Here is a 15758-nt window from a genome sequence, read left to right on the forward strand (position 1 = left end):
TATGCATATTCGTGTTGATCAACAAGGAAATTCTAAGGTGGCTATTGTGGAAAACGATGGGCTGCTAATCCAGGATGTACAAGATGCTTTGGATTTGATGGCCACGGTGAGGTATCAAGAGGAGTGCGATAAGATCATCCTGCACAAATCCAATATTACGGAAGTCTTCTTCGATTTAAGTACGAAGCTGGCAGGTGAGATTCTGCAGAAATATATGAATTACCAGCTCAAGATCGCAATCGTAGGGGATTATAGCGGATATACCAGCAAAAGTCTGAGAGATTTCATTTACGAGTGCAATCAAGGCAGTCATGTGTTTTTCTTGGCGGACGAGCAGGCGGCGCTGGAGGCGCTTCATCGTTCCTAAAATAAGGCGTGGCAGGGATTCGATCATGAGGCGGGGGTAGAGGAATGAAACCGAATATCTTATTGATTACTGTAGACCAGATGCGAGCCGATTGTTTGAGTAGCGCCGGGCACCCGGTTGTACGAACCCCGAATCTGGATGGGCTCGCAGAAAGTGGCGTAATGTTCCGCAATGCGTATACGGCAACACCAAGCTGTGTACCGGCGAGGGCGGCGATTATGACGGGGATGAGCCAGCAATCGCATGGTAGGGTCGGGTACGAAGATCGGGTACCTTGGCAATATGAGCATATGTTAGCGGGTGAACTGGCGAATGCGGGCTACCATACCCAATGTGTTGGCAAAATGCATGTATATCCAACGCGCAATCTCTGTGGATTCCATAATGTCGTGCTGCATGATGGTTATATGCACTATAATCGCGATCGCAAGGCTCAATCCACAGCAGGACATTTCGATGAATGCGATGATTACTTACATTGGCTGCGCGAACAAGCCGGCTCGTATCAGGATATCATGGATATGGCGCTCGATTGCAACGCGTCGACGGTTACCTTACCTTGGCATTTGCCAGAACGGCTGCATCCGACGAATTGGGCCGTATCACAGTCCATTGATTTCCTGCGCCGCCGCGATCCGTCCAAGCCGTTCTTCCTCTGGACCTCATTCGTCCGTCCGCATCCGCCTTTCGATCCGCCGCAGGCGTATCTGGATATGTATATCCATCAGACATTACCAGACCCACCTGTCGGTGATTGGGTCAACGAGTTCGCAGCAGAAGCGGGCAGTGCAAGTCCGGTCACGGGGTTGAAGAAGCTGCGCGCAGATGAACTGCAACGAGCGAGAGCCGGGTATTATGCATTGATTACGCATCTAGATTATCAAATTGGACGCTTGATCAATGCCTTGAATGAATATGGGGAACTGAATAATACGGTCATTGTGTTCACTTCGGATCATGGTGAAATGATGGGAGATCATCACTATTATCGGAAAGCACTTGCTTATGAAGGCAGTGCCAAGGTGCCGTTCATTATTAGCGACCGGACCGGTAAGCTTGGATTCAAATCAGGCAGCGTTGTCTCTGAAGTGATCGAGATGCGGGATATTATGCCGACGCTGCTCGATGCGGCCGGAACAGCGATACCGGATTGCGTCGATGGACAAAGCGTCGTACCTCTTTGTAATGATTCGGAGGAGCGTTCATGGCGAACCTACCTACATGGTGAGCATGCGTATGGCGCCTTGTCGCATCACTATATTACAGATGGGCATTGGAAATACATCTGGTATTCGCAGACAGGTACGGAGCAGTTGTTCCATCTGGATGAAGATCCACAGGAGCTGCGAAACTTAGTGGCAGATGCTGCGCACGAAGCGGAGCTTGCCTTAGGTAGATCACGTCTTATCCATGAGCTTCGCGACCGAGAAGAAGGGTATGTCGTGAATGGCGCGTTAACGGTAGGCCGAACGCCGAAGAGCTGTTTAACGCATTTGCGGGAGCAGCAGGCGGTTCACGCATAGTTAAGAACAGCCTCTCGAATCACGTTGAACGTGGATCGAGAGGCTGTTTTTCATTTCAGGCTTATTTTGTTGGAGGATCCAGCTTACATTCATGTAACGGAATGACTTTCGTCTTCTTAATGAATTTGTAGCCGAGCCAGACGATGATGAATAACGGCAGTCCAATGTAGGAGATGAGCACACCGTTCCAATCGATCGTATCGCCAAGAAAAGCTTGATAATTCTGACCGAGAATAACAATCATACAGACAATGAACGCGAAGATCGGCCCGAATGGGAACCATTTGGCGCGATACGGGAGCTCATCGAGGCTGCGGCCCTGGGCTTTGAACGCCCGGCGGAAACGATAATGGCTGATCGCAATACCGACCCAAGCGATAAACCCAGACATACCGGAAGCATTAAGCAGCCAGGTGTACACGACACCGTCGCCGAAGAAGGATGCGAGGAAAGCGAGCATGCCTACGGCTGTTGTCATCAACAGTGCATTGATCGGTACACCATTGCGGTTCAGTTTGCCAAGGAATTTCGGTGCTTTGCCTTCTTTGGCAAGAACCCATAAGACACGGGTGGATGCATACATCCCTGAATTACCGGCGGATAATACCGACGTTAGAATAACGGCATTCATCACAGCGGCTGCAAAAGCAAGTCCTGCATTCTCGAAAATAATCGTGAATGGACTAATCGCGATGTCTTCCAAACCGCCGCGCACCAAGTTTGGATTCGTATACGGAATCAACATCGCAATGACGAAGATCGCGAGAATATAGAAAATGAGAATACGCCAGAAAATTTGACGGATGGCACGAGGTACATTTTCACGAGGATTTTCGCTCTCCCCGGCAGCAACCCCGATTAGTTCTGTTCCTTGGAAAGAGAATCCCGCAGCCATGAAGACCCCGAGAATGGTCAAGAATCCACCGTGGAACGGACCGCCATCCATAGTAAAGTTGCTGAAGCCAGGAGATTTGCCGCCCAAAATTCCGAAGATCATCAGCACACCGACAATGAGGAAGACGATGACAACAGCAATCTTGATCAAGGCGAACCAATACTCCGACTCACCGTAGCCTTTGACAGATAGTGCATTGAGTAAAAAGATAATGGCAAGGAACAGGAAACTCCAGATGAAGGAATTGGTGTCTGGGAACCAGTACTTAATAATAAGCGTCGCAGCAGAGAGCTCCGCGGCGATTGTAATCGCCCAGTTGTACCAGAAATTCCAGCCAAGCGCGAAGCCAAGCGACGGATCGACGAAACGGCTTGCGTAGGTACTGAATGAACCGGATTCCGGCATATAGGTGGCGAGCTCCCCGAGACTTGTCATCAGGAAATATACCATGATGCCAACAGCGGAATATGCGAGCAATGCACCACCAGGCCCAGCTGTAGCAATCGCACCGCCTGATGCGAGGAACAGGCCAGTACCAATGGAGCCGCCAAGCGCGATCATCGTGAGATGGCGTGCTTTGAGGGAGCGCTTGAGCTCCGGAGCGGCTTGGGATGTGGATTTAGACATAATAACACTCCTTCTTAGATGTCAGAACGATAAGGCTTTATGCTGCTAGAATGCCAAAAAACCGCCGTAGCGATGTACGGCGGTTCAATTCAACCCCTACGGCTCCTACGATGTACGAATAAGATAGCACAACACAAGGGATGCATCCCTTGTGACAGTTCTGCGCTTATTCAGCAGCAGCCCCAGCACGCAAAGGCAGAGTACCTTGGCGAACTTCGGCGGTGGTTCCTTTCAGAATAGCATCATCGAGCATTTCTCTGGCTCTCCGCTTCTTACTCTTAACAACCGCGACCTCTACCTCATCCTTCGTAAGATGAGGGTTTTCTATTCAATTGCAAATTTGAGTTTTAGTATAGCTGAGAACCAACGTGGGATCAATGTTAGTTGCTTCCAATTCGTTGAATAGGCTGAAAGAACGAGGGGGGCAGGGTGACGGAGTTGAGCCGGGCGTGATCGACCAATTGGCGCCACCAATCGTAACCCAAATCTTTATCGCTGATGACATAAATCGAATCAGCCAAGGTGAATTCCTGCGCAAGCGGCTGCATCATTTCATTCGCCCACTGCCCCAATAGTTGGTCCAATTGTCGATAGGCTTGGATTTCACTCATCGCTTTTTTGTTTATTTCATCCATTGGGTTTCCTCCGTTCCTGCGCTGTGTCTTCCGTGAACATGCCCAGCTGTTCCGCGAGCAATCTTCGTGCCTTTGCCATCTTATATCGAATGGTGCCTGCTGGAATCTGCAACGCATGACCAATCTGGAAACTGTTCATTTCCCCGATGACCTTCATGACGAGAATACAGCGCAGTTCTTCTGGTAACGTGTTGATCGCTGCTTCCAGTTCACGAAATTGCTCTTGCCCTTCGAGAAGATTGGAAAGATCGCCAGTTGGGCGATGGTACTGTGAGCGCAGTTGTTCTTCTGTTTTCTGCTGTGTCGATGATTTGCGATAATAGTCCTTTAGTTGATTGGAGGCAATGGAAAATAGCCAGTATAACCGTTGTTGCGTTGGGATGCGTTCGACAGTTTCCATGCGATTCCAGACGCGAAGGAAGAGATCCTGCAATAAATCAGCAGCGACTTCCTTGTTATTCGTCCGTCCATAGAGATAAGCAAATACCTGTCGATAATGATCAACATAGATTTGATGAAATAGCTCTTTGTTCATCGGCGAGACTATCCTGCTTGATCTTCTCTAATCAGAATATCGCCGAGTTTCGTGGTTGCTAGGATTTGAATAAGTGGAGCGAGCTTTCGAGAAACAGTTATATCTCCAATGATAATGAAATCAGCAATCTTTTGTTTCAGAATCACGATATCGACATCCTCGGAGATCTCACAACTTCCGATCAAGATCAAGGACATTTTACTATCAATTAGCTCGAAGAAATCTTGCGAGAAAGTTTCGTTACCCATAAAAACTCGTTGAACATCTCCTGTGTAATAGGCGATTTGGCCGACCATGCGCGATACGGTGCTCACTATCTTGCTTTCTTGGCTCTTCGGGGCGAACAATTGCCCGGCAACGATAACTTCACTGAATCCGACTGCTTCGATAGGTGAAGAGATGATGACTTGGCCTACAATCACAAGAATATCATCTGGCGAACCTGAGAGGTTCGAGAATACATCACCACTTAAAGTGAGTTGCCCACTGAGAACCTTTATTTTTCCTTCGGTCTTCGGTACGGTGACGATTATGCCAACATTTTTTTGTGGGATTTTCAACAAAGCAGCATGTAACGATTCTGGCACAAGGACGATTCCTACATTTTCCAAATAAGATATGCCGCTTAAATCTTCAGGCGATTTTCCCGTGAGCTCCAGGAACCCCACATTAGTAATGCCGTTCTCTTGATTCACATCAACCATTTCATATCCCTCCATCATAAATGTTGTGCTGCTATACCCTATAAAACGATCGATATCGTAAAGTGTTGGATGATTTAGGAAAAAATAATAATAAGGACATTTTAAGCTATTGTGTAGCATTTTTCAGTAAAAATAGATGAACTGAAATTTCAAAAGAATATGGGAAAATCTGTGGTAGAATGGGTGCAAGAACAGGGATCAGAAAGAGGGGGAGCGGATCTCATGAAGAACAAGACAGATCTTGATCTCATGCAGCTTGTGATGATCAAGCATCGCCCGGCTTTGGAAGAGTTATATGATCGATATGTGAAGCTCGTGTACTCTTTTGCCATGAAGTCAACGAATGATGAACAGCAGGCAAGAACCATTGTGCAGTCTGTGTTTACGCGCTTGTGGACGACCCGGGCGGGATATGATCCAAGTAAAGGTGAATATATCAATTGGTTGATTACGGTGACACGGAATATTACGATTGACTATATCCGCAAGCAGAGGAGAGATCAGACAGCGGTTACGATGGATCCGGAGATATGGGAGGTCATGCCCGACCGAACAGAGAACACGCCGGAGCACATCGTGTCACAGAAGCTGATCCGGGAACAAGTGAAACGATCCTATCAGTATCTATCGAAGAGCCAAGTCGAACTCATTCAATACTTATACTGGGAAGGTTATTCGCTTCGTGAAATCGCTCAGATGCGTAACGAACCCGTAGGTACGGTTAAAAGCCGACTTCACCAAACGTTGAAAATACTAAGAAATCACTTGGTGCATGAAAAGGAGGAGACGTAAATGGAGAACCCAAACTGCCACGGAACAGATCAACTCATTGAATATATGTTCGGTGAAATAAATGAAGAAGATCGGATACGCATTGAACAACATATCGAATCTTGCCAGACTTGTCGGAAAGAATTGGAAGAGATGCGAGATGCGTGGTATGCAATCCCTTATGAGATGGAAGAAATAGAGGCACCAGCGGATTTGAAATCCGAGGTCATGGATTCTATTTTTAAGGCAGAGCAGCCTGTGATGAAGAAAAAATGGTCCATGAATACCGGATGGATCGCAGCAGCGGTTCTTATGCTTCTACTGGTTGGGGTTTCCTGGAATAATAACCACCTAAGGAATCAGCTTGGAGCGATGGAGACCAATCCGAGCCTCCCGACGCAAGTGCTGCAAATCTTTGCATTGAACGCCGCGGACTCGGGTAGAGATGCAGCTAGAGGCAGTGCGTGGCTGATGCAGCAAGGCGATGCGAAGAAGCTCGTATTTAGCGTGCAAGGGTTATCGCAGGCGGAGGGGCAGGAAGCCTATCAGGTGTGGCTCATCCACAATGGAACGCGAAGGAGTGCAGGGGTGTTTCTTGTCGACGAGCAGGGAAATGGCGTGCTTACGTATGATATGAAAGAGCAACAAGCTCCTTTTGAAGCCATTGGTATTACGCTAGAGCCCGATGCGGTCGGGGAGAAGCCTCGCGGTAAGAAGGTGCTGGGTACGTAAAAATTTTTTTGTCATCTCATCAAACCGGACTGCTCATGTGTTCGTTCCCTTTAAATAAAGGCATTCACCGTCAAGTACGGTACATTTAAGGAGGATCAACCATGAACAAGATTAGTAAAATGCTTCTCACGACTGCGTTATTCGCAGCCATGCTCGGAACGGTGCCTGTTGCAGCGCAGGCGCCAGTGTCGCCAACCAGTGTGTCCGCGACATTCAACGGCAAGGCGATTACCTTCAGTGAGCAGCCGTTGCTCAGTCATGGGAGACTGCTCGTTCCCTATAGACCAATAGCAGAAGCCATCGGTGCTGTCGTTGGTTATGAAGCCGCGACCAAAACGGTTAAGGTCACAAAAGGAACTAACACCTACTTGCTTCCACTAGAATCGAAGACGGCAACCTTGAATGGTATTCCTGTAGCCCTAGATGAACCGGCGAGGGTCGTAAAAGGCGTTACGATGGTTCCGATCCGATTCGTATCGGAGAATTTAGGGGTGGATGTGAAGTATGATGCCGCAAAGCAAACGGTTTCTTTACAATCAACGAATAAGCCTTCATTAAGAGTTCTGGGCCCTACGAAAGATGCGATTTTGTATACCGATACGGTAAAAGTGGGGGTTGCCGTTTTTAACCATGCGCTCACAGATTTCCGCACGCATATGGAGCCACATGAAGGCCAGGGGCATGTCCATATTTGGCTGGATACCGACGCAAGCGATCCCAAAGTGGCCTATAAAATGATTAACGGTGAACCCGCCGTCTTCGAGCATGTTAAACCAGGCAAGCACACCTTGACGGTCCAGCTGGTAGGGAATAATCACCAACCAATTAAGCCGGAAGTGAAACAAGTGATCACTTTTATGACAAAGGCAGCGTCTGATCAGCCGAGAGGAGCGGATAAGGCGGAATCTGCCAAGAAATATGCGGTCAGTATTTCTGAATTCGCCTTTAAACCCGATAAGTTGACAATAGAGGCCGGCTCCACGGTTACGTTTACCAATCTGGATGATGTGGATCATACAGTATCAGCAAAGGACGGTTCCTTTAACAGTGAATCCCTTGGGAAGAATGATACATTTACAATGACCTTCACTGAAGCCGGGGAGTACGAGTTTTACTGTAAACCACATAATTTTATGACAGGGAAGATCATCGTAAAATAGGTTAATAATTTTTATTTGTTCTAAATCCTCCTTCAAGTGAACGGTGCTGGTACAGCGCATGACGTTTACTTGACAGGGGGATTTTTTTTTGAAATTCAGGATGAAATGTCCTTCATGATCAGCCTATAATGAACGAAGAGAATTGAGGTGTTATAGGGATGAGACATGCATGGCGTGGTGTAGAGGGATCGGACAGAGCGATTCCGAAGAAAACATTAAAAGATAGTGTGCAAGAAGTATCGCTTCGGCGCGTGTGGAAGTTGTTCCGGGAATATCGTGCGCTGCTCGGCTTTATTATTCTACTTGCCCTGGCGGGTGCCGTGATTGGACTCGGCCCCCCTCTTGTCATGAAAGTGATTATTGACGATGCGATTCCAGCTGGGGATCGTAAACAATTGCTCGTGATGGCTGCGCTGTTGATCGGGTTGCCAGTCTTTAGCGGCGTCATTGGGGTGTGGCAGAATTATATGAATTTTAAAGTTGCGCAGGGGATTATGCGGGATCTGAGACAAGGATTGTTCAGCAATTTACAGCGGCAGTCGATCGGATTTTTCACGAATTCGCGGTCTGGGGAAGTTATTCAGCGGGTGACCGAAGATGTACAGGCGGTACAAGGCGTGGTAACAAATCTGGTCGTCAATACGATAACGCAGAGTGTGGTTGTCGTGACAACAACGGTTATCCTGTTCGTGCTGGATTGGCGCTTGGCGCTGTTGTCGATGATTATCCTGCCGATTTCGATGATTCCAGTGCGCAAGGTATCTCACCTTCGTAAAAAAATGCGGCAGGAAACGCAGAAGGTGCGTGCACAGATGGCCTCCCAGCTTGGCGAGGTGTTCGGGATTTCGGGCGCGTTGTTGACCCGGATTTACGGGCGCGAACAAAGTCAGGCCGCACAGTTCCAAGCGACGAATAAGCAAGTGATGGACATGGAGCTGAAGGTGAATCTGATGGGCCGTTGGTTCATGATGTTCGTCGGCGTGTTGGGGCCGATCGGCACCGCCATTATTTATTTGTATGGCGGATTTGCGGTGATTCAAGGAACGATGACGGTAGGGGCAATTGTCGCTTTTGCCGCCTATTTGGGACGGTTATATCAGCCGTTCGGAACTTTGCTCAACTTGCATGTTGAAGTCGTTACGGCACTCGGCGTGTTCGGGCGAATCTTCGAATACATGGATATGAAGCCGGAGATGGAAGATGGGGCGCATGCGAAGGATTTGGACGCGCTGGCAGGTCGGGTCACATTCCAGAATGTAAAGTTCGGTTATGGTGGCGGAGATCGGGGACGTGATGGCGACCATGGTGATGATCGGCTTGAAGCGGGCTCTAAGGTGCAGGAGGATGAACTCGTGCTGAAGGGTATCACGTTCGAGGCGAAACCAAATGAGGTGGTTGCGGTTGTCGGACCGAGCGGTGCGGGGAAATCGACGTTGATCAGTCTGATCGCACGGCTCTACGATCCAACCGAGGGCTGCATCGAGGTGGATGATATGGACCTGCGGGACGTGAAGCTCGCGGATCTGCGGCGCCATATTGGCTATGTAACGCAGGAATCGTTCTTGTTCCATGCAACATTGCGAGAGAATTTACGATTCGCTCGCGAGGATGCGACGCAGGAAGAGATCGAAGAGGCTTGTCGTAAAGCCTATATTTATGATTTCATTCAATCGCTGCCGGATGGGTATGACACGATGGTTGGAGAACGCGGACATCGCTTGTCAGGCGGGGAGCGACAGCGGATATCGATCGCGCGTGCGATTCTGAAAAATCCGACCATCCTGCTGCTGGACGAAGCGACCTCACATCTGGATTCAGAGTCCGAACGGTATGTGCAGGAAGCGCTGCAGGAGCTGATGAAGGGCCGTACGACACTTGTTATCGCGCATCGCCTATCGACGATTCTGGCAGCGGATCAGATTCTAGTCGTGCAGGACGGCTGCGTGGTGGAGCGTGGGCGGCATCAGGACTTGCTTACGCAGCATGGTTTGTATGCGATGCTGTATGAGACGCAGTTTGCGAAGGTGTAGTGGGGCGATCGGGGTTACATGGAACAACCTGAGATTATCACGAACAACCCCATAATGATGGCAACGACGCCGCCAAACCGGGTTAGTGCGAGGTAGGTATCGCTCGGTTCGGAGTCCCCACTAACCTTCCAACCTTCTTTGAGGTACCAGGCGAGGGATGGTTTGAAGATATTCATTAGACCGATGGCAATGATGATTAAACCGAAGAAAAAGAACATGAGATCATCTCCTTTGTATATTGTACGTCAGTTGGAGGTAAGCGGTTTCGGTTGAGGGGGGTTAATGTGGGGTTTGAGTATCTGAGTGCCAGTCCGCGGCTAACGAATCGTATAGTGCTTATTCGTGAGAAAACGGGCTTTTTTCGAGCTAACGAACTCCAGAAGCGTTATTGTGCCTATTTTGGTTGTTTTACGAGGAATAGCGCCGCTGGAGTTCGTTAGAATTCGAAAAGGCGGGATTTTGAGCAAATAAGAGTTACTGGGTTCGTAAGCCGTATGTACGATAACGCTGATTGCCGCGGACCACTTATACGAACAAAAATACAAGTGGGATTTGGGTATCTGAATACCAGTCCGCGGCTAACGAATCGTATAGTGCTTATTCGTGAGAAAATGGGCTTTTTTTCGAGCTAACGAACTCCAGAAGCGTTATTGTGCCTATTGTAGGTGTTTTGAAGCACTTTTACGAGGAATAGCGCCGCTGGAGTTCGTTAGAATTCTAAATCGCAGTTTTTTGAGCAAATAAGAATTACTGGGTTCGTAAGCCATATGTACGATAACGCTGATTGCCGCTGATCACGAACAGAAGTTGGAGCTCGACTAGCTTATGAAGGATTCGTCTCGCATGTGGGTCTGTCACGCGCAGATGGGTTGCTAGTTCTTGAGGTGTAAATGGACGAAGAAGTCGTATCGCATAGCGTAGGGTCTCGGCTTCGAGCCAGGCCAATTGCTCAGGCACATCCGTTGAAATGAACTTACCGATAAAAGAAAGGACGAGTTGCTGACAACGCTTAGGTTCGTCAGTTATCGATAGATAGGCAATGGGCAGGAATAGCCAGTCGTCCAGTGCTAACAGACAATGGCGCCAGCACAAGTCCTTAAACCGTCGTACGTCGAGATCCCTGGCATGAGGACCATAGCCTTGAATCTCGATCCCACCTTTGACATCGCCGCCAGGTATATAGGCAAGATCCAGATATCTATAGCCGTTATGGAAATCACGGACTTCCCATTCTGGTTGCAGATGATCGAAGTTTTTCACGGCAGGAAACCAGACACTTCGCAAAAATTCAATGGTACCGTGACCAAGTCCTTTCTCAAGTATTTCACGTCTTCTATGATTTTGCTCTTGCGTGATGCTAGTATGCATCCACTCTTCGAATGCTTGGTCAAATCTTGACATGGCTTCACACACAGCTTTCGAGGATCATGGGTGGAGGACGCAAAAAAGCCGCTCTGACACATACTGACCCACAAAGGCGAAGTATGGTACAAAGCGGCGTGTGCTTCACGACCTGCAATATATGGTTAGTATAACTTGAAAATATGAAAAGGAAAAGGGAGTTCCCAGGAAAAGGGGAACTCCTTTATTTGAATATGCAGGCAGGTAGATCGAGCGAAATGTGTGCGAATGGGAGTCTAAGTCGGCGTACTAGGTGATTTACGCTTCGTCCCCGCGACGTGCCATCTGCTGCCAGACGGTACCTGCTGCGGCCTCGCCGGATTCGATGCGTTCGACCGCCATTTTGGCCTGCAGGCTGACCTCGAACTCGGGGTCAGCCGTCGCGATTCTAAGCGCGTCGAGCGCGGATTCGTCGCCGGCTTCATATAAGAAGCGGGCGGCGCGCCAGCGAACGAGCTTGTTCGAGTCGCTCAGCGCTTCAAGCATCGGTCCGATCGCGGCGGGATCGCCTAGATCGGACAGGGTGTCGCCTGCCGTCCGCCGCACGGCTGCGGACGAATCACGCAATGCCGCGAAAAGGAGCGGCATCGCTTCAGGCGCACGCAGCTCGCCGAGGTACACCACGGCGAGGCGGCGGATCGAGCTTTGCGCATCGCGCAAAGCTTCCGCCAAGAGCGGCAGCCGGGCCAGGCTCGGCTGCATGCGGTCTAGCGCGGCGTACCGCACGCGCCAGTCCGCGTCACGCAGGAGCGCTTCGAGCTCGCTGTCCGTCAGCTCTCCGCGCTCTTCAATCAGAGGCTCCTCGCTCGCACCGAGCGCGATCGCCTTCTCGACAAGCCCTTGCAATCGCTCAGGCGGATAAGCCGCCTCGAGCTCTTGCTCCACCTCACGTGCGATGTCGGCAAGCTCGCCATAGCGCACGCCAAATTCAACCAATCGGCGCTCCTTGATCATCGTCGCGCTTGCCACCGCTGTGACCGCCTGCGTGAAGCGGTCACCTAGCCCGATCCGCTCCTCGCTGACGCCAGCTTTGACGCGGATCTGCATCGGAATGCTGCGGAAATATTGCACGAATACCTGTGCCTCACCGTAGCTTACCGCCGCATTTGGGTCCCATGCGGCGAGCGGCGCGCCGTCAGCAGCGCCGAAAATATCGCGCACCTCGCCGAGAATCGCGGCCCAGTCTCCCCGCGGGTGGCGGTCAAGCGCCACAAAGTCCGCAGTGTGGAACACACTTTTCACACCGTTAATCGCCAGCATGCGTTGAATAAAGGGTGGTGCAGAGCGTTCATTTTCATGCGTATACGTTTTACGAACGCCATGCGCAAGACTCTCATCCAAATGAAGCTTCATGGAATTCGGACTTGGCGTGGGTTCAATCGATATTAATTTCATTGTTCTTCCTCCTATGGATGTACAACGTTCTTTGTTTCGCACTAAAAAGTATATATTTTCGAGGCCCCCTGCAAAGTACCTGAATCAGCTTCGAAGCCAGGTCTGCACTTTGTGGGGTTATCTTATTATACCCCGCCCCGGTATCTTTACGTAAGTGAATTCTGAGGGAGATGCGGATTTTTTTGTTTTGCGTCCAAATTTTGCTATAGTAGAATTACGGGAAAGGAGCGCAGAACGCATGGCAAAAGAACGATTCCACAATTTAGACTTCAAGAAGATGAACAATGACCTCAAGAGCTTAAGACAGTGGCAGAAAGAACGGCGCGCGAAGAAGAAAGATTATACCTTCGTCGTTCCGAATGTCGAACCGGACATTGAATATTTAAAGGGAAATCGCACCGAGCCGACGGTGACTTGGATCGGGCACTCCACTTTTTTCATCCAATATGCTGGTTTAAATATCGTGACGGACCCTGTGTGGGCGAAGCGTATGGGTCTCCAACGTCGCCTCTCAGAACCGGGTGTGCCGCTTGCAGCGCTCCCGACAATGGACGTGATCTTAATATCGCATTCGCATTATGATCATCTGCATATCAGTTCCGTTCGGAAATTGTATAACGAGAAGACGATGCTCGTCGTACCTGCCGGACTCAAGAGCAAAATGCTGCGCAAAGGCTTCCGCAACGTGACGGAGCTGCATTGGTGGGAAGCGTTGACCCTGGGCGAAGTGCAGATCACCTTCGTGCCGACGCAGCACTGGACAAGACGTACCTTAACCGATACGAACACGTCCCATTGGGGCGGATATATGATTGAACCGATTCCGTCTTCGACGGCACCGTATCCAACGATTCATTTTGTGGGGGACACGGGGTATTTTCGTGGATTCAAAGAAATTGGCGAACGGTTCAACATTGATGTCTCACTCATGCCGATTGGCGCGTATGAGCCTGAATGGTTCATGCAAACGCAGCATGTTACGCCGGAAGAAGCGCTGCGAGGGTTCGTTGAATCGCGTGCAAAAGTGTTGATTCCGATGCATTATGGGGCATTCCGATTAGCAGATGATACGCCTAAGGAAGCACTCGATCGACTGGAAACGGAACGCAGACGCAAAAATATTGCGAAAGAGCGAATTATTGTGCCCGCACACGGCGAAACAGTACGTTTATCGGACCATTTTGTGCTATAATAGGGATTTGGTAAGGATTTTGGGTTTATTTTAAGGGAGGACGGATTAATTCATGATTACAGTAACAGGCGTTAGTTTGCGTTACGGCAAGCGCCCGCTATTTGAAGATGTCAATATAAAGTTCACACCGGGCAACTGCTACGGACTAATTGGAGCAAATGGAGCGGGCAAATCGACGTTCCTTAAGATTCTATCGGGCGAAATTGAAGCGAACACTGGCGACGTTAGCATGACACCGGGCGAGCGTATGGCCGTATTGAAGCAGAACCATTTCGAATACGATGAATACGCGGTACTCGAGACCGTTATTATGGGTCACCAAAAGCTATATAGCATTATGAAGGAAAAAGATGCGCTGTACGCCAAAGCTGACTTTACGGAAGAAGACGGTCTGCGTGCGGGTGAGCTTGAGGGCGACTTCGCTGAGATGAACGGCTGGGAGGCCGAGTCAGATGCTTCGGCGCTCTTAATCGGTCTTGGTATTTCTCGTGATTTGCATGACAAGAAGATGGCGGAACTCTCCGGTAACGAGAAAGTCCGCGTTCTCTTAGCGCAAGCTTTGTTCGGCCAACCGAACAACCTACTGCTCGATGAGCCTACCAACCATTTGGACATCGAATCGATCAGCTGGTTAGAGAACTTCTTGATGGATTATGAAGGTACTGTTATCGTGGTATCCCATGACCGTCACTTCTTGAACAAGGTATGTACGCATATTGCGGATATTGACTTCGGTAAAATTCAAATGTATGTCGGTAACTATGACTTCTGGTACGAGTCCAGCCAATTGGCTCTGACACTTGTACGCGATGCGAACAAGAAGAAGGAAGAGAAAATTAAAGAGCTTCAAGCGTTTATTCAACGCTTTAGTGCTAATGCTTCCAAATCGAAGCAAGCAACTTCCCGTAAGAAGCAGCTCGACAAAATTACGCTCGACGACCTGCGTCCATCGAACCGTAAATATCCGTTCATTAACTTCAAAGCAGATCGTGAAGGTGGCAAACAAATCCTTACGATTGAAGGCTTGACGAAGAGTGTAGATGGCGAGAAGCTGTTCGAGAACTTGAACCTGATCGTGAACAAAGGTGACAAAATCGCGCTTGTGGGACCAAATGGTCTTGCGAAGTCGACGTTGTTCCAAATCCTGATGGGTGAGAAGACAGCAGATAGCGGTGAATTCTCATGGGGGATTACGACATCGCAGGCTTACTTCCCGAAAGATAACGCAGAATACTTCGACGGTGTAGACATGAACCTCGTGGACTGGCTGCGTCAATATTCCAAAGATCCAGACGAGACGTTCTTGCGCGGATTCTTGGGACGTATGCTATTCTCTGGTGAGGAAGCATTGAAGAAAGCTTCCGTATTGTCCGGGGGCGAGAAAGTACGCTGTATGTTATCCAAAATGATGCTTCATGGCGCGAACGTGCTGCTCTTGGATGAACCGACGAACCATTTGGATCTCGAATCCATCACAGCACTGAACAATGGTATGATCGACTACAAAGAGACCATGATCTTCGTATCCCATGACCATCAGTTCATTCAGACGGTTGCGAATCGCATTATTGAGATTGGGCCGAACGGTATCATCGATCGTCAAATGTCGTATGATGAATACCTGGAGAGCGACGAAATCAAACAATTGCGTGAGAAGATATATAATTAAGCTTTTTAGAAAAGAGTGCAGGGCCAGCAATGGCTTGCGCTCTTTTTTTGTTCTCTTGCAGGATTCTTATTCTAAATTTATAATGAAAATGATTCTCAATTAGGTGTTCGGTCAGAATCGGA

Annotated in this window: 15 protein-coding genes and 1 riboswitch; of the genes, 8 read left to right on the forward strand and 7 right to left on the reverse strand. The window is 49.2% G+C overall.

What is annotated here, in order from left to right; translation table 11 throughout:
* The first annotated feature begins 1 nt into the window (after position 1).
* A complete protein-coding gene (locus tag C558_RS0117190; protein WP_018757530.1) occupies positions 2-367 on the forward strand; it encodes a DUF4180 domain-containing protein in 366 nt (121 codons plus the stop codon).
* Between the two features lie 44 nt (positions 368-411).
* Positions 412-1890: an arylsulfatase gene (locus C558_RS0117195; RefSeq protein WP_018757531.1), complete on the forward strand. Its 1479-nt coding sequence runs from the start codon at positions 412-414 to the stop codon at positions 1888-1890.
* A 61-nt stretch (positions 1891-1951) separates the two neighbouring features.
* On the opposite strand, the gene C558_RS0117200 is transcribed toward C558_RS0117195, so the two are convergent.
* The 4 genes from C558_RS0117200 to C558_RS0117220 form a co-directional block, all read right to left on the reverse strand.
* On the reverse strand, positions 1952-3412 hold the full coding sequence (locus tag C558_RS0117200; RefSeq protein ID WP_018757532.1) for an amino acid permease: 1461 nt from the start codon (positions 3410-3412) through the stop codon (positions 1952-1954).
* A 116-nt stretch (positions 3413-3528) separates the two neighbouring features.
* Positions 3529-3717, reverse strand: a riboswitch (Lysine riboswitch).
* A gap of 75 nt (positions 3718-3792) precedes the next feature.
* Positions 3793-4047: a hypothetical protein gene (locus C558_RS0117210; RefSeq protein WP_018757533.1), complete on the reverse strand. Its 255-nt coding sequence runs from the start codon at positions 4045-4047 to the stop codon at positions 3793-3795.
* Positions 4040-4582, reverse strand: a complete 543-nt coding sequence (locus tag C558_RS0117215) for an RNA polymerase sigma factor (protein WP_018757534.1) — start codon at positions 4580-4582, stop codon at positions 4040-4042. Before C558_RS0117215 ends, C558_RS0117210 begins: the two co-directional genes overlap by 8 nt.
* 8 nt (positions 4583-4590) lie before the next feature.
* Positions 4591-5286: a hypothetical protein gene (locus C558_RS0117220; RefSeq protein ID WP_018757535.1), complete on the reverse strand. Its 696-nt coding sequence runs from the start codon at positions 5284-5286 to the stop codon at positions 4591-4593.
* Between the two features lie 222 nt (positions 5287-5508).
* Here C558_RS0117220 and C558_RS0117225 point away from each other — a divergent pair, with 222 nt between their 5' ends.
* The 4 genes from C558_RS0117225 to C558_RS0117245 all read left to right on the forward strand — a co-directional run bounded on the left by C558_RS0117225 (position 5509) and on the right by C558_RS0117245 (position 9979).
* Entirely contained in the window at positions 5509-6078 is a 570-nt protein-coding gene (locus tag C558_RS0117225) for an RNA polymerase sigma factor (RefSeq protein ID WP_018757536.1), read from the forward strand.
* Complete coding sequence (locus tag C558_RS0117230) at positions 6079-6789, forward strand: anti-sigma factor (protein ID WP_018757537.1); 711 nt, start codon at positions 6079-6081, stop codon at positions 6787-6789.
* Positions 6790-6890: 101 nt separating this feature from the next.
* On the forward strand, positions 6891-7949 hold the full coding sequence (locus C558_RS32630) for a stalk domain-containing protein (RefSeq protein ID WP_018757538.1): 1059 nt from the start codon (positions 6891-6893) through the stop codon (positions 7947-7949).
* Positions 7950-8107: 158 nt separating this feature from the next.
* On the forward strand, positions 8108-9979 hold the full coding sequence (locus C558_RS0117245; protein WP_018757539.1) for an ABC transporter ATP-binding protein: 1872 nt from the start codon (positions 8108-8110) through the stop codon (positions 9977-9979).
* A 14-nt stretch (positions 9980-9993) separates the two neighbouring features.
* On the opposite strand, the gene C558_RS0117250 is transcribed toward C558_RS0117245, so the two are convergent.
* The 3 genes from C558_RS0117250 to C558_RS0117260 form a co-directional block, all read right to left on the reverse strand.
* Positions 9994-10197, reverse strand: coding sequence for a DUF6199 family natural product biosynthesis protein (locus tag C558_RS0117250; RefSeq protein WP_018757540.1), 204 nt, complete (start codon positions 10195-10197; stop codon positions 9994-9996).
* A gap of 529 nt (positions 10198-10726) precedes the next feature.
* The gene (locus C558_RS0117255; protein ID WP_018757541.1) at positions 10727-11380 is read right to left on the reverse strand and encodes a transcriptional regulator; all 654 of its coding nucleotides are present in this window, start codon (positions 11378-11380) and stop codon (positions 10727-10729) included.
* 258 nt (positions 11381-11638) lie between these two features.
* Entirely contained in the window at positions 11639-12775 is a 1137-nt protein-coding gene (locus C558_RS0117260) for a conserved virulence factor C family protein (RefSeq protein ID WP_018757542.1), read from the reverse strand.
* 238 nt (positions 12776-13013) lie between these two features.
* Here C558_RS0117260 and C558_RS0117265 point away from each other — a divergent pair, with 238 nt between their 5' ends.
* Both C558_RS0117265 and C558_RS0117270 read left to right on the forward strand, forming a co-directional pair.
* The gene (locus C558_RS0117265; protein WP_018757543.1) at positions 13014-13967 is read left to right on the forward strand and encodes an MBL fold metallo-hydrolase; all 954 of its coding nucleotides are present in this window, start codon (positions 13014-13016) and stop codon (positions 13965-13967) included.
* Positions 13968-14019: 52 nt separating this feature from the next.
* Positions 14020-15636, forward strand: coding sequence for an ABC-F family ATP-binding cassette domain-containing protein (locus tag C558_RS0117270; protein WP_018757544.1), 1617 nt, complete (start codon positions 14020-14022; stop codon positions 15634-15636).
* Positions 15637-15758 lie beyond the last annotated feature (122 nt).

Source organism: Paenibacillus terrigena DSM 21567 (assembly GCF_000374845.1).
Taxonomy (GTDB): Bacteria; Bacillota; Bacilli; order Paenibacillales; family Paenibacillaceae; genus Paenibacillus_K; species Paenibacillus_K terrigena.

Coding starts and splice junctions, on each gene's coding strand:
- C558_RS0117215 (WP_018757534.1), bottom strand. CDS start 4,582: ATGAACAAAGAGCTATTTCATCAAATCTATGTTGATCATTATCGACAG.
- C558_RS0117270 (WP_018757544.1), top strand. CDS start 14,020: ATGATTACAGTAACAGGCGTTAGTTTGCGTTACGGCAAGCGCCCGCTA.
- C558_RS0117190 (WP_018757530.1), top strand. CDS start 2: ATGCATATTCGTGTTGATCAACAAGGAAATTCTAAGGTGGCTATTGTG.
- C558_RS0117245 (WP_018757539.1), top strand. CDS start 8,108: ATGAGACATGCATGGCGTGGTGTAGAGGGATCGGACAGAGCGATTCCG.
- C558_RS0117210 (WP_018757533.1), bottom strand. CDS start 4,047: ATGGATGAAATAAACAAAAAAGCGATGAGTGAAATCCAAGCCTATCGA.
- C558_RS0117260 (WP_018757542.1), bottom strand. CDS start 12,775: ATGAAATTAATATCGATTGAACCCACGCCAAGTCCGAATTCCATGAAG.
- C558_RS0117230 (WP_018757537.1), top strand. CDS start 6,079: ATGGAGAACCCAAACTGCCACGGAACAGATCAACTCATTGAATATATG.
- C558_RS0117250 (WP_018757540.1), bottom strand. CDS start 10,197: ATGTTCTTTTTCTTCGGTTTAATCATCATTGCCATCGGTCTAATGAAT.
- C558_RS0117195 (WP_018757531.1), top strand. CDS start 412: ATGAAACCGAATATCTTATTGATTACTGTAGACCAGATGCGAGCCGAT.
- C558_RS0117200 (WP_018757532.1), bottom strand. CDS start 3,412: ATGTCTAAATCCACATCCCAAGCCGCTCCGGAGCTCAAGCGCTCCCTC.
- C558_RS0117255 (WP_018757541.1), bottom strand. CDS start 11,380: ATGTCAAGATTTGACCAAGCATTCGAAGAGTGGATGCATACTAGCATC.
- C558_RS32630 (WP_018757538.1), top strand. CDS start 6,891: ATGAACAAGATTAGTAAAATGCTTCTCACGACTGCGTTATTCGCAGCC.
- C558_RS0117220 (WP_018757535.1), bottom strand. CDS start 5,286: ATGGTTGATGTGAATCAAGAGAACGGCATTACTAATGTGGGGTTCCTG.
- C558_RS0117225 (WP_018757536.1), top strand. CDS start 5,509: ATGAAGAACAAGACAGATCTTGATCTCATGCAGCTTGTGATGATCAAG.
- C558_RS0117265 (WP_018757543.1), top strand. CDS start 13,014: ATGGCAAAAGAACGATTCCACAATTTAGACTTCAAGAAGATGAACAAT.